This is a genomic window from Mycobacterium nebraskense (assembly GCF_002102255.1).
Classification (GTDB): Bacteria; Actinomycetota; Actinomycetes; order Mycobacteriales; family Mycobacteriaceae; genus Mycobacterium; species Mycobacterium nebraskense.
In genome coordinates, this window is the sequence record NZ_LQPH01000129.1 from 46,214 (window position 1) to 69,598 (window position 23,385).

At 67.1% G+C, this 23,385-nt stretch carries 22 protein-coding genes; 15 read left to right on the forward strand and 7 right to left on the reverse strand.

Annotated elements, in window-relative coordinates:
- The first annotated feature begins 296 nt into the window (after positions 1 to 296).
- The gene (locus tag AWC17_RS17155) at positions 297 to 3,008 is read left to right on the forward strand and encodes an AMP-binding protein (protein WP_231614233.1); all 2,712 of its coding nucleotides are present in this window, start codon (positions 297 to 299) and stop codon (positions 3,006 to 3,008) included.
- 23 nt (positions 3,009 to 3,031) lie between these two features.
- Here the strand turns inward: AWC17_RS17155 and AWC17_RS17160 are convergent, their stop codons facing one another.
- On the reverse strand, positions 3,032 to 3,301 hold the full coding sequence (locus AWC17_RS17160) for a hypothetical protein (RefSeq protein ID WP_046186977.1): 270 nt from the start codon (positions 3,299 to 3,301) through the stop codon (positions 3,032 to 3,034).
- Positions 3,302 to 3,523: 222 nt separating this feature from the next.
- Here AWC17_RS17160 and AWC17_RS17165 point away from each other — a divergent pair, with 222 nt between their 5' ends.
- The 3 genes from AWC17_RS17165 to AWC17_RS17175 all read left to right on the forward strand — a co-directional run bounded on the left by AWC17_RS17165 (position 3,524) and on the right by AWC17_RS17175 (position 8,010).
- Positions 3,524 to 4,774: an alpha/beta hydrolase family protein gene (locus AWC17_RS17165; protein ID WP_046186976.1), complete on the forward strand. Its 1,251-nt coding sequence runs from the start codon at positions 3,524 to 3,526 to the stop codon at positions 4,772 to 4,774.
- A 15-nt stretch (positions 4,775 to 4,789) separates the two neighbouring features.
- A complete protein-coding gene (locus AWC17_RS17170) occupies positions 4,790 to 6,184 on the forward strand; it encodes a wax ester/triacylglycerol synthase family O-acyltransferase (protein ID WP_047323537.1) in 1,395 nt (464 codons plus the stop codon).
- Positions 6,185 to 6,351: 167 nt separating this feature from the next.
- Positions 6,352 to 8,010: an HAD family hydrolase gene (locus tag AWC17_RS17175; protein ID WP_046184925.1), complete on the forward strand. Its 1,659-nt coding sequence runs from the start codon at positions 6,352 to 6,354 to the stop codon at positions 8,008 to 8,010.
- A 72-nt stretch (positions 8,011 to 8,082) separates the two neighbouring features.
- On the opposite strand, the gene AWC17_RS17180 is transcribed toward AWC17_RS17175, so the two are convergent.
- From AWC17_RS17180 to AWC17_RS17190, 3 genes are all read right to left on the reverse strand, one after another.
- Positions 8,083 to 9,498 carry a WS/DGAT/MGAT family O-acyltransferase gene (locus AWC17_RS17180; RefSeq protein ID WP_046184926.1) on the reverse strand — a complete coding sequence of 472 codons (1,416 nt, stop codon included), beginning with the start codon at positions 9,496 to 9,498 and terminating at the stop codon, positions 8,083 to 8,085.
- A gap of 115 nt (positions 9,499 to 9,613) precedes the next feature.
- On the reverse strand, positions 9,614 to 9,829 hold the full coding sequence (locus AWC17_RS17185) for a hypothetical protein (protein WP_197083447.1): 216 nt from the start codon (positions 9,827 to 9,829) through the stop codon (positions 9,614 to 9,616).
- Positions 9,830 to 10,027: 198 nt separating this feature from the next.
- Positions 10,028 to 10,459, reverse strand: a complete 432-nt coding sequence (locus AWC17_RS17190) for an Hsp20/alpha crystallin family protein (RefSeq protein ID WP_046184928.1) — start codon at positions 10,457 to 10,459, stop codon at positions 10,028 to 10,030.
- 136 nt (positions 10,460 to 10,595) lie between these two features.
- Here AWC17_RS17190 and AWC17_RS17195 point away from each other — a divergent pair, with 136 nt between their 5' ends.
- Together AWC17_RS17195 and AWC17_RS17200 are read left to right on the forward strand one after the other, a co-directional pair.
- Positions 10,596 to 12,701: an adenosylcobalamin-dependent ribonucleoside-diphosphate reductase gene (locus tag AWC17_RS17195; protein WP_046184936.1), complete on the forward strand. Its 2,106-nt coding sequence runs from the start codon at positions 10,596 to 10,598 to the stop codon at positions 12,699 to 12,701.
- Between the two features lie 132 nt (positions 12,702 to 12,833).
- Positions 12,834 to 13,994 carry a site-2 protease family protein gene (locus AWC17_RS17200; RefSeq protein ID WP_046184929.1) on the forward strand — a complete coding sequence of 387 codons (1,161 nt, stop codon included), beginning with the start codon at positions 12,834 to 12,836 and terminating at the stop codon, positions 13,992 to 13,994.
- A gap of 16 nt (positions 13,995 to 14,010) precedes the next feature.
- On the opposite strand, the gene AWC17_RS17205 is transcribed toward AWC17_RS17200, so the two are convergent.
- Positions 14,011 to 14,832 carry a class I SAM-dependent methyltransferase gene (locus AWC17_RS17205; protein ID WP_046184930.1) on the reverse strand — a complete coding sequence of 274 codons (822 nt, stop codon included), beginning with the start codon at positions 14,830 to 14,832 and terminating at the stop codon, positions 14,011 to 14,013.
- A 175-nt stretch (positions 14,833 to 15,007) separates the two neighbouring features.
- On the opposite strand from AWC17_RS17205, the gene fdxA reads away from it, so the two are divergent.
- The 5 genes from fdxA to AWC17_RS17230 are packed head-to-tail and all read left to right on the forward strand — an operon-like array spanning position 15,008 to position 17,797.
- The gene (gene fdxA, locus AWC17_RS17210) at positions 15,008 to 15,364 is read left to right on the forward strand and encodes a ferredoxin (RefSeq protein ID WP_046184931.1); all 357 of its coding nucleotides are present in this window, start codon (positions 15,008 to 15,010) and stop codon (positions 15,362 to 15,364) included.
- A gap of 7 nt (positions 15,365 to 15,371) precedes the next feature.
- Positions 15,372 to 16,052: a helix-turn-helix transcriptional regulator gene (locus AWC17_RS17215; RefSeq protein WP_046184932.1), complete on the forward strand. Its 681-nt coding sequence runs from the start codon at positions 15,372 to 15,374 to the stop codon at positions 16,050 to 16,052.
- Positions 16,049 to 16,474, forward strand: a complete 426-nt coding sequence (locus tag AWC17_RS17220) for a hypothetical protein (RefSeq protein ID WP_046184933.1) — start codon at positions 16,049 to 16,051, stop codon at positions 16,472 to 16,474. The genes AWC17_RS17215 and AWC17_RS17220 overlap by 4 nt, the downstream gene beginning before the upstream one ends.
- 32 nt (positions 16,475 to 16,506) lie before the next feature.
- The gene (locus AWC17_RS17225; RefSeq protein ID WP_046184934.1) at positions 16,507 to 16,851 is read left to right on the forward strand and encodes a cupin domain-containing protein; all 345 of its coding nucleotides are present in this window, start codon (positions 16,507 to 16,509) and stop codon (positions 16,849 to 16,851) included.
- Between the two features lie 4 nt (positions 16,852 to 16,855).
- Entirely contained in the window at positions 16,856 to 17,797 is a 942-nt protein-coding gene (locus AWC17_RS17230) for an NAD(P)H-dependent flavin oxidoreductase (protein ID WP_085164877.1), read from the forward strand.
- Between the two features lie 81 nt (positions 17,798 to 17,878).
- Here the strand turns inward: AWC17_RS17230 and AWC17_RS17235 are convergent, their stop codons facing one another.
- Positions 17,879 to 18,574, reverse strand: coding sequence for a helix-turn-helix transcriptional regulator (locus AWC17_RS17235; protein ID WP_046185452.1), 696 nt, complete (start codon positions 18,572 to 18,574; stop codon positions 17,879 to 17,881).
- Between the two features lie 90 nt (positions 18,575 to 18,664).
- Between AWC17_RS17235 and AWC17_RS17240 the strand changes: the two genes are divergently transcribed.
- Positions 18,665 to 19,102, forward strand: coding sequence for an Rv2617c family stress response/phage resistance protein (locus AWC17_RS17240; RefSeq protein ID WP_046185453.1), 438 nt, complete (start codon positions 18,665 to 18,667; stop codon positions 19,100 to 19,102).
- Between the two features lie 8 nt (positions 19,103 to 19,110).
- Here the strand turns inward: AWC17_RS17240 and AWC17_RS17245 are convergent, their stop codons facing one another.
- Positions 19,111 to 19,611, reverse strand: a complete 501-nt coding sequence (locus AWC17_RS17245) for a DUF1990 family protein (RefSeq protein WP_046185461.1) — start codon at positions 19,609 to 19,611, stop codon at positions 19,111 to 19,113.
- A 57-nt stretch (positions 19,612 to 19,668) separates the two neighbouring features.
- On the opposite strand from AWC17_RS17245, the gene AWC17_RS17250 reads away from it, so the two are divergent.
- The 3 genes from AWC17_RS17250 (at position 19,669) to thrS (ending at position 23,385) form a co-directional block, all read left to right on the forward strand.
- Positions 19,669 to 20,553: an aldo/keto reductase gene (locus tag AWC17_RS17250; RefSeq protein ID WP_085164879.1), complete on the forward strand. Its 885-nt coding sequence runs from the start codon at positions 19,669 to 19,671 to the stop codon at positions 20,551 to 20,553.
- Between the two features lie 36 nt (positions 20,554 to 20,589).
- Positions 20,590 to 21,213, forward strand: a complete 624-nt coding sequence (locus AWC17_RS17255) for a PaaI family thioesterase (protein WP_046185455.1) — start codon at positions 20,590 to 20,592, stop codon at positions 21,211 to 21,213.
- A 117-nt stretch (positions 21,214 to 21,330) separates the two neighbouring features.
- Positions 21,331 to 23,385, forward strand: coding sequence for a threonine--tRNA ligase (gene thrS, locus AWC17_RS17260; protein WP_046185456.1), 2,055 nt, complete (start codon positions 21,331 to 21,333; stop codon positions 23,383 to 23,385).

The following is a 23,385-nucleotide window of genomic DNA, read 5'->3' on the forward strand; positions in this document are numbered from 1 at the left end:
CACTTTGGTGGCTTTGCGCCCTTACCGGATGGCCTGGTGCGCCGCCAGCATGGGACCTGCTTTGCCAGGGAAGGAGATGCGCCATGAAGCCGCTCATCGGTTGCACTCCGAAACCCCACGGCAACAGCCGCCTGGTAGCCGACGGGGTGGCTGCATTCGCGGAACGCCTCCAAAAACGGGGCGCGCGTTCCCAGGCCGCTTCATGACCGATGGCAAAACAAGACTGCGCTCCTCCGCTTCTGGCCTTAGTGCGCGGCCTCGTCGAAGAGGTCCACCCGCGGGCCGCGTCACCATCGGTGACGCTTGACAGCCCGTTCGACAACCTCGGCATCGGCAGCTTGGAGCTGGCGGAATTGTTGCTGCGCGTCCAGGACAAGTTCGGGGTCGCGTTGCCGCCCCACCTCCTGGCCAGTGCGGAGACGCCCCGCGACCTGGTAGCGGCCCTCAATCCGGCCCTGGCTGACGGTCGTCCCGCGGTGCGGAAGGACCGTGGCGTCGTTTCACTTCCCGCCACCACGCCGCCCGCTCCGACGCCGGAGTCCGCGCTGACCCTGAACGACGTGCTCAACTGGCACGTCGATGCGACCCCCGACCGAACCCACATCCGCATCCTCGACGATGCGGGCGAAGCTCTCAACGGCACCGACATGACCTACGCCGCCCTGCACCGGGAGGCGGCCGCAGTGGCGGCCGGACTGATAGCGCACGACGTCATGCCGGGCGAAGCGGTCGCCATCATGTTGCCCACCTGCCGGGCGTATTTCGTAACCTTCGCCGGTGTGGTCCTCGCTGGTGCCGTGCCCGTCCCGGTCTACCCACCGGCGCGCCCGTCCCAGCTGGCGGACCATCTGCGCCGCACCACCGGCATCCTCAGCAACGCCCGCGCCACGATGCTCGTCACGGTGCCGGAGGCCGTTACCCTCGGTCACCTGCTGCGTTCGAATGTCGAAAGTCTGCGTCATGTCGTTGTCCCCGAAATCCTCACGCGCGCAGGCGAAGAAGCGCCAGCTCTTCCCCGGGCGCGGGCCGAGAACCTCGCGCTGGTGCAGTACACCTCGGGCAGCACCGGGCAACCCAAAGGGGTCGCGCTCACGCACAGCAACCTGCTCGCCAACATCCGCGTGATGGGTCGGGCCGCGGCGGCGAGCGGGTCGGACACGTTTGTCAGTTGGCTGCCGCTGTATCACGACATGGGTTTGATCGGTGCGTGGTTGGGTTGCATGTACTTCGGTGTCCCGCTGGTGGTGATGAGCCCGCAGGCGTTCCTGATCCGCCCATCGCGATGGCTGTGGGCGATCCATGCCAACCGTGCCACCATGTCGGCCGGCCCGAACTTCGCCTACGAACTCTGCTTGTCAAAAATCCGTGACGACGAGATCGAGGGACTCGACCTCAGTTGCTGGCGTCTGGCCTACAACGGCGCCGAACCGGTGAGCGCTACGACCATCGAGCGGTTCGGTGATCGCTTTGCCCCGTACGGGTTTCGCCGGGAGGCGATGACGCCGGTGTATGGGCTGGCCGAGTCGTCGGTGGGCCTGGCGTTCCCCCCGCTGGGCCGCGGTCCGGTCATCGACCGAATTCGCCGAGGCTCATTCGCACGGTCCGGACATGCCGAGCCTGCCAAGCCCGGGGAGCGGGACCTTCGATTCGTCGCTTGCGGCCGACCTTTGCCAGGGCACGAAATCCGGATCGTCGACGCCGCCGGCAACGAATTGGGTGATCGCCGCGAAGGCCGCATTGAGTTCCGCGGTCCGTCGGCAACTGCGGGCTACTTCAACAACCCGACGGCGACGCGCGCGCTGTTTCACGACGGCTGGCTCGACACTGGTGATCTCGGGTACACGGTCGAGGCCGACGTCTACGTGACCGGCCGCATCAAGGACATGATCATTCGGGCCGGACGCAACTTGCACCCCGCTGAACTGGAAGAAGCGGTGGGCGACATCAAGGGTGTCCGCAAGGGCTGTGTCGCGGTGTTCGCCTCTCCCAATCCCTCCGGTGGCCCCGAGCGACTTGTCGTCATGGCCGAGACCCGAGCGCTCCGAGACGACGCACGTGCCGCGCTACGCTCTGAAATCACAGCCACCACAGTCGATCTGCTCGGCGTGGCGCCCGATGATGTGGTGCTGGCGCCACCACGCACGGTACTGAAGACCTCCAGCGGCAAGATCCGGCGGGCCGCCAGCCGGGCCATCTATCAGGCCGGCAAGATCGGTGCGCGGCCGCGCGCGCTGTGGTGGGAACTGGCACGGCTCCGCCTCCGCGGCGCGGCGCCGTCGCTGCGCCGCGCTCGTAGCGCGGCGGGGGATGTGGCCTTCGCCGGCTATGCGTGGGCCGTGTACGCGGTCCTGGGGTTGTCGGTTGCCGTCTTGCTGCTGGTGCTGCCACGGGCGGGGTGGCGCTGGCGGGTGGCCCGGGGAGCGGTCCGGCTGCTGGCTCGTCTCACGGGTACGGCGATCACCGTGCATGGCCTTGACCACCTTCCCTCAGGCGCGTCCATCGCGGTGGCCAACCACCCCAGCTGGATCGATCCCTTGGCGCTGGCCTCGGTAATGCCGCAATGGTTTCACTTCGTCGCCGCCGAAGTGCTTGAGCATCAAGGGATTAACGGATTCGTGCTCCGGCGGCTGGGCCACCAGTTCGTCGAACGCCACGAGCGCGAACACGGCGTGGCGGACACCGACCGGCTGGCCGGCCTGGTGCGCGCCGGCCAGTCACTGGTCATCTTTCCCGAGGGCCGCCTGGCCCGCGCCCCCGGTTTGCGGCCGTTCCATATGGGCGCCTTCGTCGTGGCCGCCCGAACCGGAGTGACCGTCCTCCCAGTGGCGATTCGTGGGACCCGGACCATACTGCGTCCAGAGCACCATTTCCCGCGGCGCGGGTCCATCGACATCACCGTTGGTGAGCCGATCAGACCCTCGGGCGAAAATTGGACCGCGGCAGTCGAATTGCAGCGTGTCGCGCGAAACGCCGTCCTCGCGCTCTCTGGGGAGCCGGACGTCGAATGACCGAGCAGACCGCGAGGGCGCGGTTACTCGTCGTGCTTGCTTACGGCCTGGCCGGCGCTTCGGACCACGCTCCGGAAGAACTCGATGCGCGCGGTGACCAACTCGTCAGCCAGGTCCAGGGCGGCGTCGACGACGGTCTTGCGTCGGGACTGCTCGGGGAGCACCGGACTGATCTGGTCGACGAACTTGCGGACCGCCTCGATGGCGTGCTTACGGCCGGTTTCGACCGATTCCAGCACGTCGTCGGAGAGTTCGGCCCAGCGTGGCTCGGTCGTGTGCGGTGCCTCTGTCATGATCCCACTCCTAGTTCGACAAGGGGGCGTTGGAGGTGCTTGTGCCGCTCCGACGTTACGACTGGCCGGGCACCGGCGCGAGTGACGAAAGACCCTTGGCGCCCGGTCGTATGGCCCCGGACCGGTGCGTCTGCCCTCGGCTTGCCGACCAAGGACTTTCGCGGCTGCGACCGGGCCGTAAGTCCCTAACACGCCGATCTGAGCGCCTGCTAACTTGCCATCATGGCGGTATCCAACGACGGCGCTTCCCGACGCCCGGGCGCTTCGCCATCGAGCCCGCCCGGCGGCGTCGGCTTGAGCAGCGCCGTCAAACCGTTCACGAGCACCGGTCGATACCTCGCTGAGTCGTGGCGCGACTATCTCGGCCAAGCGCCTGACGAACTTCCGATCGCGCGACCCACCCTGGCCCTGGCGGCGCAGGCGTTTCGCGACGAAGTCGTCCTGATGGGTTTGAAGGCGCGACGCCCGGTCAGCCGCCCCGAGGATTTTGAGCGCATCACGAGCGAGGTGGTCACGGCGCTGAAGTTCTACGGCGATCGGGGCTGGCTCGATCATCCGAAGAGATTTTTCGGTACCCCGCCGCCGCTTTCGGACGTCACGGTGCGAAAGGTCCAAAAGGGCAGGCGTTCCTTCTATCGCATGGTCTTCGACAGTGGATACCTGCCCAGGCCAGGTGAGCCGGGCGCAGAGCGATGGATGGGCTACACCGCAAACAACCGCGAGTACGCCCTGTTGCTCCGGCATCCGCAACCACGGCCCTGGCTGGTGTGCGTGCACGGAACTGAAATGGGCAGAGCCGCTTTGGATCTCGCCCTGTTCCGGGCCTGGCGGTTGCACGAAGATCTCGGGTTGAACGTTGTCATGCCGGTCCTCCCGATGCACGGCCCCCGGGCCCGGGGCCTGCCGAAAGGCGCGGTGTTTCCGGGAGAGGACGTCCTCGACGACGTGCATGCGACCGCGCAGGCGGTGTGGGACATCCGGCGGTTGTTGTCGTGGATACGCCGGGAAGAGCCGGAATCGCAGATCGGGTTGAACGGTCTGTCACTGGGCGGCTACATCACCGCGTTGGTCGCCAGCCTCGAAACGGGGCTGACCTGCGCGATCCTCGGTGTCCCGGTCGCAGACCTGGTCGGACTGTTGAGCCGGCACTCCGGGCTTGGCCCCGACGATCCCCGCCGCCGGACGATCGAACTCGCCGAGCCCATCGGGCGGATGACGTCGCCCCTGTCGCTTGCTCCGCTCGTCCCCATGCCCGGCCGCTTCATCTACGCCGGCTTAGCCGATCAGGTGGTGCATCCACGCGAGCAGGTGATCCGCCTCTGGGAACACTGGGGCAAACCTGAAATCGTGTGGTACCGGGGCGGTCATACCGGCTTCTTCCGCGCACGACCGGTACAGCGGTTCGTCGAGGCGGCGTTGCAGCAGTCGGGCCTGTTGAATGGGGCCGTGACCGAACGCGACCGCCCCGCCTGACTGCGGAGGTCGGAAATGAATCCGCTGGATCCGCTGGACGCGGCGATGATGACCGCGGAGTGGGTGTCCAACCCGATGCACGTCGGTGCCGTGCTGGTCCTGTCGCCTCCTGACGACGCCGGGCCCGACTACCTCGACGAACTGCATCGGGAGACGCTCGCCGGGAACGATTCGATCGATCCAAGGCTGCGCAAATATCCGCACCGCGGTGTGGACACCGGTGGCATGTGGGTTTGGCGGCACATGGATCCCGTTGATGTGAGCCGACATTGCCAGCGTCGCACGGTGTCCGAGGACGGGTTCTGGCGGCTGATCGGAGAGCTGGATGCCCTGCGCCTGGACTGGCGCCGGCCGATGTGGATGTCGTATCTGATCGACGGCCTCGACGGGGGCCGCTTCGCCTTCTACATCAAGGTGCATCACACCGTGACCGACGGAGTCGCGGGTTTTCAGATGATCACCGACGCGCTGAGCAGCGATCCGAACCGCCGGTCGATGCCACCGTTTTACGCCGATCGCCGTCCTGAGTCCGCGCCGCCGGAATCGGGCGGGTTGGTGTCTCGTCTGGTCGCACCGCTGCGGTCGCTGGCCGGTGCGGCGGCGTCGGGTGCGGGGCTGGTCGGGCGGGTGGCCACCGGCGAAATGGCGACCGTGCTCGACGCCCTGGTCGGGCACACCACCGCGCTGCCCCTGGGGGCGCCCTACACCCGGTTCAACGGCCGCCTGGGCCCCGAGCGCGCGGTTGCCGCGGGCGGCTGGGCAAAGGATCGCATCCAAGCCGTGCGGCAGGCGGCCGGCGTGACCGGCAACGATGTGCTCACCGCGATGGCGGCCGGCGTTGTGCGGCGCTGGTTGCGGGATCACGGGGAACTGCCCAAACGGTCGCTGGTCGCCGCCTGCCCCATCACGGTGCGCGACCGCGAGCGCGAAATACCAAATGATGAGCATGGCAACAGGTTCGGACTTTGGATGTGCCCGTTAGGCACCAATCTGGATGATCCGCTGGCCCGACTGAATGCGATTCATCGATCGATGTCGGAGGGAAAGCACTGGGTGGCCAAACGGGGAGCGGCCGCGTCACTGCTGACGAACGCCGGGAGCATCGCCGCGACGGCAATCGGACCGCTGCTGCCGTTCACGCCGAAAATCCGGACCGGATACAACCTGCCGATTTCGCACGTTCGCGGCCCGGTGGCCGAAATGTATTGGAACGGAGCCCGCATCGAGGAGATGTATCCGGTGTCGACGGTCTACGACGGTCACGGACTCAACATCACCACGTGCTCATACGCCGATCGGGTCGGATTCGGCTACGCCGCGGGCCGCGACGTGGTGCCCGATATCGAGACATTCCTACCGTTGACCGAGGAGTGCCTGGCCGAGCTGGAATATGCCCTGGGTACCAGCTGACCGCGCGGCGCCCGATATCGCAACGTCTCTGGCCGATGCGGAACGAGGACGAACGGCCCTAGAGGATTGCGTGCGACGGGCCATAGGTTGAGCATCGGACGCCGGTAGATCGGATATCCCGGCATAAGCATTCGGACGTCAATTCGGCGGATACAGGTGGCGAGGCTGTGGCGTTTTTCAAGGTGGTCGCAGTCGACCTCGACGGCACCCTCACGTCGAGCGGCAACCTGGATCCAGATACCGTCCGGGCAATCGACCAGTCGCGAAGCGACGGCCTGGCGATTGTGGTGGCCACCGGCCGCATCGGGGCCGAATTGCGGGCCGAGTTCCCACAGTTAGCCGGCCACGTCGATGCGCTGGTACTGGAGAACGGCGCCGTGGTCTCTTTCGACGGACAGGCACATGCGCTAGCACCTCCGGTGGCTCCAGACCTTGATGAAGCGCTCGCCAAACGGGGGATCCCGTACCGCCGGGGCCGGGTGTTGGTGGCTGTTGACGGTGAGCACCGGGCGGATGTCGCCGAGGTGATCGGTGAGCTGGGAATGGACTACCAGTTGATACGGAATCGGGCCGCCCTGATGGTGCTGCCGGCAGGGATCACCAAGGGAACCGGGCTGAGCGCGATCTTGGAAAAGATGAATCTGTCCCCACACAACACGGTGGCGGTGGGCGACGCTGAGAACGATTTGTCGTTACTCGCTGTCGCCGAGGTCGGTGTCGCGGTGGCAAACGCGGTCCCGTCACTTCGGCGATTTGCCGATGTGGTCCTGGACGAGCCGGGCGGAGCCGGTGTCACCGGACTGCTGACCGGCCCGTATCTCTCTGGGGCAGAACGTTTGTGTCCGTCGCGCCACTGGCTTGAGATCGGCGTATTCGATGACGGAACCCCTACCAGGTTGCCGGGGAGTCAGGCACGCATCCTGGTTACCGGACCCGCCGCGTCGGGAAAGAGCTATCTCGTCGGCCTGATGGCAGAGCAATGGATCTCGGCCGGCTACTGCGTTCTGGTCATCGACCCCGAAGGTGATCACCTGCAGCTGCAGCAACTCAGCCATGTGCAGGTCGTCGACGTCGGCCACCACCTCCCGGAACCGGCCGAGCTCGTCGACGCGCTGCGTCCGAACTCCGGCATGGTGGTGGATTTGTCGGGATTGGCCGAGCCGGGCAAGACCGACTACGTGCGTCGACTGCGGTCGACCGCTGAGGCGCACCGCGAACAGTACGGATTCCCGCACTGGGTGATCTACGACGAGGCCCATCTCCTCGGCATCGGAGCGGAAGCCCATTGGGCACGCCGCGGCGGTTATGTGTTGTGCTCATTCGCCCCGGCATCATTGCCCGCCCACGAGATCGACAGCAGTGACGTGGTGCTGGCGCTCACGAGGTCCGACACGGCGGCGGGCCTCGCCTTCCGACGTTGCGCCACTATACGATTCGGCTCGGGACCACCTCGCGAGTTCACCTTCGGGGAACGTGAAACCAGGCACGTGCGGCACCGCCACAAATATGCTGATATCCGCCTCCCGGCGGAGCGGCGGTTCTACTTCCACACCACTGATGGCCTACCCATCGCTCCAGCCGCAACGATGCATGACTTCACTGTTGCGCTAAGACGTCTCGACCAGCAGGCGCTCGAATACCATCTCGAACGGGGTGACTTCTCTCGCTGGCTGGAAGGCACCATCGCCGATAATGAGCTCGCGGCGCGGGTGGCGGCCTGGGAGGACGACCTAGACGCCCGTCGCGCTGCCGATTTGGAACGCATCCGCCACCAACTCGTGCAAGCGGTGGAGAAACGTTATTTGCCTTCGGAAGAACGCCACTGAGGCGACGCCGGGGTGGACCACCTGGATGTGCGTGAAGACGATCACCTGTTGTCGGTCTCGGGCCGGCCCACACTAGTTGGCGATCGGGAAAGCCCGACGGCTCTGCTTGGAGTGCGTCGGTTTCCGAGACAGGGCGCGGGTGACCAAGCGCGCAACTCCGAGTTCGATGCCGCGGGCGAGTTCGTCGACGTCCGGGGCGGCGTCATAGTCGGCGGTGATGCCGAACGCCAGTTCATCGACGTAGCTGAGCATGCTGATCACGGTGCGCAGCTGCAGCGCGATGGGCGGTATCGGCAGCAACTGCTCGACCGGATGTCCCATGACCTGGAGCCGCAGCCGAGGACCGGGCACATTGGTGGCCAGCGTGACAACGCTGCGCTGTGGGAGGCGCGTCAGTAGCCGAACCGTCCACGCATTCAATGCGAACGGCAGGTAATTGGTCAGTGTGACAAAGGCCTTCGCGGCTTGTCGCTCGCCGCTTGCCTTGAGCCTGCCGAGTCGTGCGTGCACGGATTTCAGCCGCTTGACCGGATCGTGTTCCTCGACCGGCAGCGACGAAAGCATCGCCGACACGCGAATATCGGTGCAGTCCATGGTGTTCGGTGAACGCATCGATACCGGGATCATCGTGCGCAGCGAGTTGCGCCGCGGTTTCTCGCCGCGGCGGATCAGCACGGTGCGGAAGCTGTCCGTGATCGCCGCAAGCGCCACATCGTTGAGTGTCACGCCGAAGGCCTGGCGTACGGTCTCGACATCTTTCATCGAGACCCGCGCTGCGCTGTAACGGCGCATGTTGCTGACCGACCCGCGCAGCGACGATCCGGAGGCTGGTGCGAGCAGGCCGGTGATGAATTCGGTTGCCCCCATAGCGGTGTGCGCGGCTGTACTGGTGGTGGCCACGGATGCGCGCCACAGCCCGCCGGCCCAGGTCCGCGGGTCACGACTCAGTCCTGCCGTCAGAACGATGGACGACGGCAGTTCCTTGGCGGCCCGGATATCGCTGGCGTATGTCTCACCAGTTCCCGCGTCGGCGAGACTGGCGATAATCCGCACGACGGCGATCCCGTCGGCCAGGCAGTGGTGAATCTTCACCAGCATGGCCCACCGCCCATCCGGCAGGCCCTCGATGACCCAGCATTCCCACAAGGGGTGATCGCGATCCAGTCTGCGCTCCATGAGATCGGCGATTAAGCGGAACAACGCGGAGTCGTCGCCCGGGGGCGGCAAAGCCACCGAGCGCACGTGGTGGTCGATGTCGAAATTGGTGTCGTCAACCCATCCCGGCGCCGTCAAATCGAGGGCGTGCTTGTGCACCAGCTGGGTGAACCGGGGCACGCCGCGAATGCGTTCGGACAGCGTCGCAATCAGTTGCTGCCGGTCCGGTGTCGGGCCGTCGATGACGGCCAGTGTGCCGATCGCCATACTCACGTGCCGGTCGGCGTCTTCGGCCTCCAGGAAACTGGCTTCCAGGGTGGTTAGCTGCTCCATAGCCGCTCATCTCCGCTTCCGCGCTGATCGGGATCACTATCCGCCGTGCGGCGCAAGACTCAATAGTGCCGTTGGTCCCGAAGCGGTGGGACCGGTCTACCTCCGAATGGGGCGATCAGCCTCGCGCCAGGTGCGAGGCACGCCCCACGTGGGCCATGATCCGTTCCAAGACGGTATTGGACAGGTCGCCGTCGTCGGCAACGCGAGACAGGCCGCGGCGCCGCAGGAACGTGTCGAGGCGTCGATCGGGCGACCAGTCGGCATAAATCTGGCCGAGATACCGCGATTGCAGGAATTCCGATGCCAGGGCGTCCACGTCAGAGTCGGTCAACAACAACGTTGGGCTACCACCCATAGTCGTGATGCTCCTTTGTTCAGCCGCAACCGCACCAGCCAAGTTACGTCAGACGACGCCATTATTCCGTCACGCGCAGATTGCGGATAGGGCCCAAAGTCATCACCGGGGCCCGCACCCGCAACGGCCCAGAGCGGGCCCGGGCAACGATGCCCGGGTCCGCGCTTCAGCCGGCTATTTTGCGGCGACTTTTACGTGCTTCTCCTCGGGTGCGGGTTCCGAAACCGGCACGGAGACAGTCAGAATGCCTTTGTCGTACGTGGCCTTGATGTCGTCTTGGTTGGCGTTGGACGGCAGTGACACGGTGCGGACAAACGAGCCGTAGGAGAATTCCGATCGGCCGTCGAATTCCTTTTTCTCGCTGCGCTCGGCCTTGATGGTGAGCTGACCGTCGCGGACGGTGATATCGACGTCCTTGGCCGGGTCGATGCCGGGGATCTCGGCGCGCAGCTCGTAGCGGCCGTCAACCGTCTCGTCTTCCAACCGCATGAGCCGGGTGTCGAACATCGGACGGATTCCGGCGAACGACGGGAACGCCGAGAAGAACTCGGAGAACTCGGGGAACAGCATGTGCGGCTTCTGTGTCGCGGGCAAGGTGGTGGTCATTGTCTTCTCCTGAGATGTCTGTTGCCTGAAACGGGACGTATTCGATCCGACCACTCCAGCCGACGCCACGATAGGGGCGGAAGTCCTTGTCACGTTTTGGGCGACGACCTTTGGCCGCGACGGGGATACTCGAATGATGGTCGGGACAGCGCGGTCCGCACGGTGGCCGTCAAGCGTCAGGCGCCGGGACGGGCGCCTAGTGCCTTTCGACTTGGGCCGCATCAAGACGGCGATCGCCCGGGCGGCCCGTGAGGTCGGACACCGCGACCCGGGCCTGCCCGCCGTGCTGGCCAAGTCGGTCGCCGACGCGCTGGCGGGTCGGGCCCGCGGCGGAATTCCGACGGTCGAGGACATCCAAGACCTGGTCGAGGCGCAGCTCGCGGCTGCCGGCCTGGACGACGTTGCCCGCGCATACGTCGTCTACCGCCGGCAGCATGCCGAGCTGCGCGCGACCAAAGAGCTGATCGGCGTGCGCGACGAATTGAAATTGAGCGTGGCCGCCGTGACGGTGCTCGGCGAGCGGTATCTGCTGCGAGACGACCATGGCAGGCCTGTTGAATCGACCGGGGAAATGATGGACCGCGTCGCGAACCATGTCGCGGGGGCCGAAGAGAAGTTCCGTCCCGGGTCCTCGGCGGTGTGGGCCCAACGGTTTTCGGCGCTGCTCCGCGGCCTCGAGTTCTTACCCAACTCGCCGACGCTGATGAACGCCGGTACCGAACTCGGGATGCTTTCCGCATGTTTCGTTCTGCCAGTGGACGATTCGCTGCACTCAATCTTCACCACGCTCGCGCAGAGCGCGGACATCCACCAGGCCGGGGGAGGGACCGGCTACACGTTCACCCACCTCCGACCCGCCGGTGATTCAGTGGCCCGCACCGGCGGGACGGCCAGTGGGCCGCTGTCGTTTCTCCGGCTGTTCGATTACGCCGCCGCGGTCATCTCGATGGGCGGTCGCCGACGCGGTGCGTCGATGGCGGTACTCGACGTATCGCATCCCGACATATTCGACTTCGTCACCACAAAATCCGGCTCGCCGAGCGAGCTCAACCAGTTCAATCTGTCGGTGGGCGTGACGGACGAGTTCTTGCGCGCCGTCGGGCGCGGCGGCAGCCACCGGCTGGTCAACCCGAGGACGGGCGCGACGGTCGCGACGGTGCCCGCCGCCGATCTGTTCACCGCGATCTGCGAGGCGGCACACCGATGCGGCGACCCCGGGCTGGTGTTCCTCGACACGATCAACCGCGCCAATCCGACGCCCGCGCTGGGCCGGATCGAGGCCACCAACCCGTGCGGGGAAGTCCCGCTGTTGCCCTACGAGTCGTGCAACTTGGGCTCGATCAACCTTGCCCGGATGGTGAACGGCGGTGGCGTCGACTGGGATCGGCTCGCAGCGGTGGCGGAACTGGCCGTGCGCTTTCTGGACGACGTCATCGACGTCAGCCGTTTTCCTTTCCCCGAAATCGAGGCGGCCACCCAGGCCACCCGCAAGATTGGGCTGGGCGTGATGGGCCTGGCGGAGATGCTGGCCGGCTTGGGCATTCCGTATGACAGCGAGCGCGGGGTTCGCCTGGCCGGGCGGATCGCCCGCACCGTCAACCGGGTCGCGCATGCCGCCTCGGAGCGGCTGGCCGAGGAGCGCGGAGCGTTTCCGGCCTTCCCGGACAGCCGGTTTGCGGGTTCGGTGCCACGGCGCAACGCCCAGCTCACCTCGATCGCCCCCACCGGCACCATTTCGTTGATCGCCGGGACGAGTGCGGGGATCGAGCCGATGTTTGCGATCGCCTACGTGCGTGCCGTCATCGGGCGACGCCTGCTCGAAGTCAACCCGTGTTTCGACCGGCTCGCCCGCGACCGCGGTTTCTACCATCCCGACCTGATCGCCGAAATCGCCCGGTGCGGCGGTGTACGCGAGGACCCATATGTGCCCGCCGAGGTTCGGGCGGCGTTCCCCACCGCGGCGGAAATCACCCCGGATTGGCACCTGCGGATGCAGGCCGCGGTGCAGCGGCACGTCGACGCCGCGGTGTCCAAAACCGTGAATCTGCCGGCGGAATCGACCGTCGACGACGTCCGCGCGATCTATCTGGCCGCGTGGAAGGCGAAGGTCAAAGGCATCACCGTGTACCGCTACGGCACGCGGGCCGGGCAGGTACTCAGCTACGTCGGTTCCGACCAGGCGCTGCTCGCCGCCGACGCCACGTTCAGCGGCGGCTGCCTGGGACGTCGGTGCGAGTTTTGACTGGGTCCAAAGTAGGCCGATTGGCCGCCGGCGCGGGGTCCAACGACCCTAGTGGCCACCACGGCGTCGCCCTACTTTCGGGTAAGAGGCGGCAGTCGAACCGCCTCGTTTCAACGATTTTGGAGGTTCAAGGTGCGTGATGCGATCCCGATCGGGCGGATCGCCGGCTTTCCGGTGAACGTCCACTGGAGCGTGCTGGTCATTCTGTGGTTGTTCACCTGGAGCCTGGCGAGCACGCTGCCCGGCACGGTCAAAGGGTATTCGCACGGTGCCTACTGGTTGGCCGGAGCGTGCGGGGCGCTGGTGCTGTTGGCCTCGTTGGTGGCCCACGAGCTGGCGCATGCCGTCGTCGCCCGCCGCGCCGGAGTGGCCGTGGGGAGTGTGACGCTCTGGCTGTTCGGCGGTGTGACCACCTTGGGCGGGGAGGCGAAGACACCCAAGGCGGCCTTCCGGATCGCGATCGCCGGCCCGGCCACCAGCCTTGCGCTGGCGGCCATCTTCGGTGGCCTGGTTGCTGCCCTGTCGACCGTGGGCGCCGCCCCCATCGCGGTCGGCGTCGCTTCCTGGTTGGCGGGCATCAACCTGCTGCTGGGCCTGTTCAACCTGCTGCCGGGCGCACCCTTGGACGGCGGCAGGGTGCTGCGTGCCTTCCTGTGGCGCCGCCACGGGGACAGCGTGCGCGCCGGCATCGGAGCCGCGCATGCCGGACGAGTGGTCGCATTCATCCTGATTGCGTTGGGATTGGCGGAATTCTTGTTGGGCGGCCTGGTCGGCGGCGTCTGGTTGGCCTTCATCGGGTGGTTCATTTTCGCGGCCAGTCGCGAAGAGGAGATGCGGATATCGACGCAGCAGATGTTTTCCGGGGTGCGCGTCGCCGACGCGATGACCGCCGGGCCGCATACCGCTCCCGGATGGATCACCGTCGACGATTTCGTCCAGCGTTATGTGCTCGGTGACCGGCACTCGGCGTACCCGGTCGTGGACCGGAGCGGGTCGATTTCAGGTCTGATCACGTTGCGGCAGTTGCGTGATGTCGCGCCCGGGCAACGCGCCACCACCACCGTCGGGGAGGTCGCGCAACCGCTGCACGACGTGCCGTCCGGCACGCCGCAGGAGCCGCTGACCGCCCTGCTGGAGCGGATGGCACCCGCCGGGCTTCGCAGCCGTGCCCTGGTGTTCGACGGTGACCAGGTCGTCGGCATCGTCACGCCCACCGATGTGGCGCGGCTCATCGAGGTTTACCGGCTCGCCCACCCGGAAGGCACGAAACCGGCTTCGGCACAAAGCATTTAGCTTAAGCCGCTCGACGTCAGGGTTTGTGCGCGACGATGGCGACGGCGGCCAGTTGCTTGCGATGCCGGCGGAACGTGCGGCGCATCGTGAGGACCCGCTTGCGGGCGTCCCGGTGGACGAGCACGTTCCCGGCGAACCGCAGCGCCCCGAGCAGCCCTTCGTCGGCGACCAGTCGGCGCGGTTGCAACAGGGCCATCGGCGCGGTCGCGACGTGGTCGACCACCAGCCCGTGATCGGCCAGCAGCCGCGACCATTCCGCGATCGTCAGCGGTCGCGCGTTCACCTTGATCGCGCGGGCCAGCGATTGGCGGATGTCGGTGCTGACCTCCTCCGGGACCGTGTCCGGTGTGAGGGCCAATTCGTGGATCGCGTAGCGGCCCCGCGGCCGCAGCACTCGGGACGCCTCGGCGACGATGGCGTGCTTGGCAGCGTCGCCCTGCATGGTCAGCATCGCCTCCCCGATGACGACATCGGTGCTGGCGTCCGGTAATCCGGTGGCCGCTGCGTCGGCGACGCGGACGTCGCCATTCTCGGCACCGAGGTCCTTGAGCACGCCGCGAACCACGTTGGCCGCGTCGGGATCTCCCTCGGCGCCGACGTACGACCGAGGGTGACGGGCCAGGATCTCGGTGGCGGTGCGGCCCAGGCCCGGGGCCAGCTCGACCACGTCGGCGTCGGCCAGCTCGGCGCGGGCCAACAGTGTGCGGGTGAGCTCGACGCCGCCGGGGCGAAGGACGCGTTTGCCGAGCCTGGCCAGCAGCCAATGGCCCGCGACGGCGTCGTCGCCGCGACTGGCTGACGGCAGGGGAGGCCGCGAATCGGCCCGTGGCTTGATCACCAGACCGCCTGCCGCGCAGCGCTTTTCAGGGGATCCACGACCAGCGCTTGGCGCCGCTGGTGCACGGTCCTGTAGCGCAGCCCATCCGGGCCGGCGGTGAATTGCCGCTGCGAACGTCGCACTGGTTCTCCCAACCCTCTCGTTTTTACAAGTTGCCTTGTGTAAACTCTAACGCATGACCTACGTGATCGGGAAGCCATGCATCGACGTGATGGACCGCGCTTGTGTGGACGAGTGTCCCGTCGACTGTATCTACGAGGGCGGCCGGGCGCTCTATATCCATCCCGACGAATGCGTGGACTGCGGCGCGTGCGAGCCGGTGTGCCCGGTCGACGCGATCTACTACGAAGACGACCTGCCCGAGGAGCTCAAGCCGTACCTGGCCGACAATGAGGCGTTCTTCGCTGAAACGCTGCCGGGCCGCGATGCGCCCTTGGGATCCCCGGGTGGGGCGGCCAAGCTGGGTCCGCTCGGTGTAGACACGCCTTTGGTGGCCGCTCAGCCGAGGGCCGACCAGGCGGAAGGAGCGTGAGGGTCCCGTGAAGTTGCCGCCCACGTCGATCGGGGAATCCGCCAGCCGCCGCCGCGAGGTGCTACGGGTGTTGCGCACGTCGCCCGATCCCATGAGCATCGTCGCGATCGCCGACGTGCTGGGCGTGCACCCCAATACCGTCCGCTTCCACCTCGACAGCCTGGTCGGCGACGGACAAGTGGAGCACGTCGAGCTCGACCGCAAGGGGCCCGGCCGCCCGCCGCTGATGTTCCGGGCGGTCCGGCAGATGGACCGGGGCGGCACGCGGCACTATCGCCTGCTCGCCGAGATCTTGGCCGTGGCGTTCGCGGGAGAGCGCGATGCCAGCACCAAGGCTCTGGCCGCGGGCCGGGCCTGGGGGCAAAAGCTGGATTCCAGCCTGGAACCGGTGCTCACGGACCCGGCCAGCGCCGACGACGCCATCGACCACTTGGTCAACATGCTCGACGAACTTGGCTTCGCGCCCGAACGCCGGGCGGCCGACGGTGAGCAACAGGTCGGCCTGCGCCACTGTCCGTTCCTGGAATTGGCCGAAAACCGGACGACCGTCGTCTGCCCGGTGCACCTCGGCCTCATGCAGGGAGCCATGGAGGCGTGGGGAGCGCCGGTCGCCGTCGACCGGCTCGACGCGTTCGTCGAACCGGATCTGTGCGTGGCGCACCTGGCACTGCAGGATGCGGTCAAATGAGTACCGGACCGGCGATCGCCGTCGCGGTCACCTTCGTGTGGCTCGGCATGGTGCTGGCGATCTCCTTCCTGGAAGCCCCGCTGAAGTTCCGCGCGCCCAACGTGACGCTGCAGATCGGGCTCGGCATCGGGCGGCTGGTGTTTCGGGCCCTCAATACCGTCGAGGTCTGCTTCGCCCTGGTCGTCGTGGCGATCGTGGTCGCCGGCCCGACGACGGCGGGCATCACCGCGGCGATTTTGGTCGCCGTCGGCGCGCTGGCCGCGCAGTTGATCGCGGTGCGTCCCCGATTGACGCGCCGATCCGACAGCGTGCTCGCGGGATCGGACGGGCCGCGCTCCCGAGCCCACTACGTGTACGTCGGCTTCGAGGTGGTCAAGGTAATCGCGCTAATTGTGGCGGGGATACTGCTATTGACGTTCTGACCGCGTCCGCCCAACCGCAAAGGGACTCTGCTATGGAATCGATCTCGTTGACCAGCCTCGCATCCGAAAAGTTGGCCGAGGCCAAGGAATCGCACAGCGGGCGGGCCGCCCATACCATCCACGGTGGCCACACCCACGAACTTCGGCAGACGGTGCTGGCATTGCTTGCCGGCCATGAGCTTTCCGAACACGACAGCCCCGGTGAGTCGACGCTGCAGGTGCTGCAGGGCCACGTGCAGCTGACCACCGGCGGTGACGCCTGGGACGGCGAAACCGGCGACTATGTCGCGATTCCGCCCGAACGGCACGCCCTGCACGCGGTCGAGGATTCGGTGGTCATGCTGACCGTGCTCAAGAGCATTCCGTCGGCTCACTAGCCGGATGCTTTCCACGGCTTGGTCGAGAGAATTCGGGCTGCGGGTACCGATCGTCAACGCGCCGATGGGCGGGGTCGCCGGTGGCCGGCTGGCCGCGGCGGTCACCGCGGCCGGCGGTCTGGGCATGGTCGGCATGGGCAGCGTCGCGACGAGGGAACTGCTTCAAGCCCAGCTGCAGCACGTGCGGGGAACGTTCGGCATCGGCCTGGTCGATTGGGTGATGCGCACCGAGGCGGGGCTGCTGGAGGATGCCCTGGCCGCACGGCCGGCCCTGCTGTCGGTCAGTTTCGGAACCGACTGGTCGTGGGTCGCCAAGGCGCACGACGCCGGGATCCCGGCCGCCACGCAGGTATACGACAGTGTCGGGGCGCGCCGGGCGGCCGATGCCGGCGTCGACATTCTGGTCGCCCGGGGTTCCGAGGGCGGCGGGCACGGTGAGACCAAGCTCGCGACGCTGCCATTGCTCGACACCGTGCTGGACGCCGTCTCGGTCCCGGTGCTCGCGGGCGGCGGCGTCGCATCGGCGCGCAGCCTGGCCGCCGTGCTGGCCGCCGGTGCGAGCGGGGCGTGGGTGGGCACGCGCCTGGCCGCGTGTCCGGAGGCGCTCTCCGGCGACGGCAGCCGCCGCGCACTGATCGCGGCCCGCGCCACCGACACCGCGGTCACCCGGGCCTTCGACGTGGCCCAGGCAAGGCCGTGGCCCGCGCGCTTCCCGTCGCGGGTGCTGACCAACGACTTCGTCGAGCGCTGGACGGGCAAAGAGGACGCGCTCAACCCGCAGGCTTGCGACGAACTCGCGGCCTCCATCGCCGCCGACGATCGCCGGGTCGCCCCCGTGGACGCCGGTCAGGGCGTCGGGATGATCCGTGACGACGCGTCGGTGGCCGAGGTGATCGACGAGATGTGTTCGGGCGCAGAGCGATTGCTGGCCGGCTGGGGTTCGTAGCGCCAGCCGCCACGCTCGCGTGACGTTCGACGGCCGTCGTGACGCCAGCGTGACACTCGGCGACGAACTGGGTGCTCCGGGCTACGTGTCGCTCGGGGTGAGCACAACGCAACAGCGATCCGGCCCGGGACATAGCTGGGCGTCGGGACCGTGCGGCGCCAGGGCATCGGCCACGCCGGTGATGAGCGCGTGGTTCATGTTGCAGGCCAGCTCGGTCTGCTCCTGGGCGAGCGCGTGGAATGGGCAGTTGGCGAGTTCGATTCTGCGACCGATGGTGTGGGGTTCGTAGCCGTACCTGCTCAGGACCTTGACGGCGAGCTTGAGCCCCGCCGCTGCGTTGGCGGGCCGCCGCGGCGTGGCACCGATGGTCCGTCCGTAGTCATGCGCGACCCCGTTGAGGACCTCGACAACGGGCTCACCGCTGGAGGACGACTTCGCGATCGCCGTTGCCATCAGCCGTCCCGCCAGTTCGTATTCGCGCTGGGGGAGACTGACCGCGATGTCGCGGCCCGCCCTGCGGTAGAGCTTGGATGTCCGTCCCGCACCCGGGCCGGATCGGCCCGCCAAGCGCGCGTACTCGCTTTCCAGCAAGCCCTCGGCGGTCAACCGATCCAAGTGAAACTTGGCCTGGTGGTGTGGAATCCCGACGGCGTCGGCCGCTTGATCGCGGCTCACCGGCGCGGATTGAGCGCACACGAACCGGTAGAGCTCGCGGCGCACCGGGTCGGCGAGCGCCCCGATGCCGGCGGCGTCGCGCTCGAGGGAGTCGTCGTTCACGTCAACAACCGTTTCTAACAGATAAAACTCTTGACGCTACAGTCTACAGAATCTAACGTTCAAATTACTATCTGTTAGAAGGAGGCAACTATGAGCACCACCAACGCAACCCCCACGCTCACAGCCCAGTTGAAGGATCCGGCGCTGTCGGCGTACTACGCCCTTCGCACCGTTTTCACCATCGCGCCCATCGTCTTTGGGCTGGACAAGTTCTTCAACGTGCTGACCCACCCGCATCACTGGAGCATGTACCTGGCCGGCTGGATCAACGATCTGGTGCCCGGCACCGCCGATCAATGCATGTATCTGGTGGGCGTCATCGAGATCGTGGCCGGTGTGCTGGTCGCCGTCGCCCCGCGATTCGGTGCCTGGGTAGTCGCGGCCTGGCTGGCCGGAATCATTATCGACCTGGTCACCGGGCCCGGCTTCTACGACGTGGCACTGCGCGACTTCGGTCTGCTGGTCGGCGCCATCGCGCTCGCCCGCCTGGCGCAGGGCGTACACAGCGGCAGCATCGCGCGCCGATAACCGGTCGCTCAGACCCCGCGCAGATAGCGTTTCGCGATGACGCGCTGGGCCACCGACACCGCCGGCCTGGCGGCCTTACTCCACCAGGTCGCCGGCCGGGAGAACGCCGTCACCTCCGCGAACACCGCGGAGGTGACGGGGTCGCGCCGGACGACAAAGCGTTCCTCGCCAGACTCCGGATGTCCCGGCAGGGTGCCGTAGGCGAATCCGCGTATGTCGGGTTCATCGATCACGTACACCACCCGGCACGGCGCGGGCAGAAAACCCATGCGCACCACCACAACTGTGTCGACCTCCGCGACCTCGGAACTGGCCCGCACCCGCAGCCCGGCCCCGTGCTGCATGCCCCAGCGCATGACGGCGTCGGCGGCCCGCTCGAAGCGCTGTTGTCCCGTCCCGATTTGTTTCTCCGTGTGCAGGTGGCCGTACCCCGCGGGCAGCTTGCCGGATGCGGTCGCCCCCACCTCGGTGTACGTCAACGGGAGTTCCTCGAGCGCTGCTAAGTCCACCTGCCCAGCTTGCCACGCCGAGATGCACGCCGACATTTCCGGCGTACGGTCGTAAAAGTGACCGCACAAAACTCCAAAACCGTTGCCTCAGCGTCCGGAACGTTCGCCCTCGGCGGCGACCTGACCATCAACCGGCTCGGCTTCGGCGCCATGCGCCTTACCGGTAAGGGCGTGTGGGGCCCGCCCGCCGATCGCGACGAATGCGTCCGGGTGTTGCGCCGCGCCGTCGAACTCGGTGTGAACTTCATCGACACCGCGGACTCCTACGGCCCCTACATATCCGAGGACATCATCCGGGAGGCGCTGCACCCGTACGACGGATTGGTCATCGCGACCAAGGCGGGGCTGCTGCGCACCGGACCGGACGTCTGGATCCCGCTGGGCAACCCGAGCTATCTGCGCCAGGAATGCGAGATGAGCCTGCGCCGCCTCGGCGTCGACACCATCGACCTGTTCCAGCTGCACCGCATCGACCCCGACTTCCCGCTGGCCGATCAGGTGGGCGAGCTGCTGACGCTGAAGAACGAGGGCAAGATCCGCCACATCGGCCTGTCCGAGGTCAACGTCGACCAGCTCACGGAGGCTCAGCGGACCACCGAGATCGTGTCGGTGCAGAACATGTACAACCTGTCCGCCCGGGGCGCCGAGCCGCTGCTGGACGCCGCGACCCGTCAGGGCATCGGCTTCATCCCGTGGTTCCCGCTGGCCGCCGGGCCGCTCGCCGCCCCCGACGGCCCGCTGCAGCGCATCGCCGCCGAGCACCACGCGAGTCCGTCGCAACTGGCGCTGGCCTGGTTGCTGAAACGGTCGCCGGTGATGCTGCCGATTCCGGGCACATCGAAGGTGGCGCACCTGGAGGAGAACGTCGCCGCCGCCGAGATCGCGCTGTCCGACGACGAGTTCGAAACCCTGTCGGTGGTTGGGGCTCAACGGACGGTGTGACCGCCCCGCGCCGCGCGTTCTGCCGGGCAATACGGTGTGGTGGTGGCGGAACAGCAGCATCGCGGCGGTGGGTTCAACCCGCCGGAGCCGACGACCAAGGGCGGCCCCGACTACGGCAGGTTCATCGACGCCGTGCGCACCCTGCAGGACCACGCGCGCGCCGTCGACGCACCTGACGCGGTGATCACCGAGGCCGCCGACCTGCTGGACAAGGTGTCGGCACTGCTGAGCCCGTTCGACGCCGACGAATGGGAGTCCCCGTCAGGGCGCCGGATGGACCTGCCGATGCGCGGCAACATCCTGACCGTGCCCATGTCGGCGCGCAAGACCGACGAGGGCCGCATCCAGGGCTCGGCCCGGTTCGCCCGGTTCCATCTGGGCCGCAACGGCGCCGTGCACGGCGGGTGCCTGGGGATGCTCTTCGACAGCGTGCTCGGGTTGACGTCCTCGGTGCTCACCGGGGGCCCCTACCAGCGCACGGCGTACTTGAAGATCGACTACCGCCATGTCGTGCCGATCGAAAAGGAGCTGCAGTTCGACGCGGGCATCGACCGGGTGGACGGGCGCAAGATCTTCGTGTCCGGCCGGTTGACCGACGGCGACACGCTGCTGACCGAAGCCGACGCCCTGTTCGTGCGGCTCAAGCCCGGTCAGCCCTGAATCGCCCCGCACCGCTAATGGCTTGGGCCTATGAACGCCCGCCCCGATAGCATGGCAACGACTATTCACAGATCATTAGTCACTCCCCAGATAACTGAGCCTTGGAGACCCAACGCGATGAGCGCCCCCGCACAGCCCACACCAGCTACCCCGATCCGGGTTCCTGCTGGTACTACCGCGGCCTCCGCGGTCGGCGAGGCCGGGCTGCCGCGCCGGGGCGCCCCGGACGCGATCGTGGTGGTGCGCGACGGCGACGGCAAGCTGCGCGACCTGAGTTGGGTGCCCGACGCCGACGTCGAGGTCGTCCCGGTCGCTGCCAACACCGATGAGGGCCGCAGCGTCATCCGGCATTCGGCCGCGCACGTGCTGGCCCAGGCCGTCCAGGGCCTGTTCCCGCAAGCCAAGTTGGGGATCGGGCCGCCCATCACCGATGGGTTCTATTACGACTTCGACGTGGCAGAGCCGTTCACCCCCGAAGACCTGGCGGCGCTGGAAAAGCGGATGCGCCAGATCGTCAAAGAGGGGCAGCTGTTCGAGCGCCGCGTCTATGAGTCCAAGGACCAGGCGCGCTCGGAGTTGGCGAACGAGCCCTACAAGCTCGAACTCGTCGACGACAAGTCCGGCGACCCCGACATCATGGAGGTCGGCGGCGACGAGCTCACCGCCTACGACAACCTCAATCCCCGCAGCCGGGAAAGGGTTTGGGGCGACCTGTGCCGCGGGCCGCACATCCCGACCACCAAGCACATCCCCGCGTTCAAGCTGACTCGAAGCTCCGCCGCCTATTGGCGGGGCGACCAGAAAAACGCCAGCCTGCAACGCATCTACGGCACCGCGTGGGAGTCGCAGGAGGCGCTGGACCGCCACCTCGAGCTGCTCGCGGAGGCCCAGCGCCGCGACCACCGCAAGCTGGGCACCGAGCTGGACCTGTTCAGCTTCCCCGATGAAATCGGTTCCGGGCTGGCGGTTTTCCACCCCAAGGGCGGCGTCGTGCGCAGGGAACTGGAGGAGTACTCGCGGCGCAAGCACATCGAGGCCGGGTACGAATTCGTCAACACCCCGCACATCACCAAGGAGCAACTGTACATCACGTCGGGCCACCTCGAGTGGTACGCCGACGGCATGTACCCGCCGATGCACCTGGACGCGGAGTTCAACGCCGATGGGACGGTGCGGAAGCCCGGGCAGGACTACTACCTCAAGCCGATGAACTGCCCGATGCACCATTTGATCTATCGGTCACGCGGCCGCTCGTACCGAGAGCTTCCGTTGCGGCTCTTCGAGTTCGGTAGCGTGTACCGCTACGAGAAGTCGGGTGTGGTGCATGGGCTGACCCGGGTGCGCGGCATGACTCAGGATGACGCCCACATCTACTGCACGCGAGAGCAGATGCGCGACGAGCTGACCTCGCTGCTGCGCTTCGTGCTCGACTTGCTGGCCGATTACGGGCTCAACGACTTCTACTTGGAGCTGTCCACCAAAGACCCGGAGAAGTACTCCGGCTCCGACGAGATGTGGGACGAGGCCACCGCTGTCTTGCGGGAGGTGGCCGTGGCTTCGGGATTGCATTTCGTTCCTGACCCCGGTGGCGCGGCGTTCTATGGTCCGAAGATCTCGGTGCAGGTCAAGGACGCGTTGGGCCGCAGCTGGCAGATGTCGACCATCCAGCTCGACTTCAACATGCCGGACCGATTCGAGCTGGAATACACCGCGTCCGACGGGTCCCGGCAGCGGCCCGTGATGATCCACCGGGCGCTGTTCGGGTCCATCGAGCGGTTCTTCGGCATCCTCACCGAGCACTACGCGGGGGCGTTCCCGGCGTGGCTGGCGCCCGTGCAAGTGGTCGGCATCCCCGTCGCCGACGAACACGTGCCCTACCTGGAAAGCATTGCCGCGCAGCTGAAATCGCACGGTGTTCGGGTGGAGGTGGACAGCAGCGACGATCGGATGGCCAAGAAGATCGTCCACCACACCGGCCAAAAGGTGCCGTTCATGTTGCTGGCCGGCGACCGCGACGTCCAGGCGAAGGCGGTGAGCTTCCGCTTCGGCGACCGCACGCAGATCAACGGTGTGCCCCGTGACAGCGCCGTCGACGCGATCGTGGCTTGGATCGCCGACCGTGAGAACGCCGCCCCCACAGCCGAACTCGTGAAGGTAACCGGCGGTGAGTAG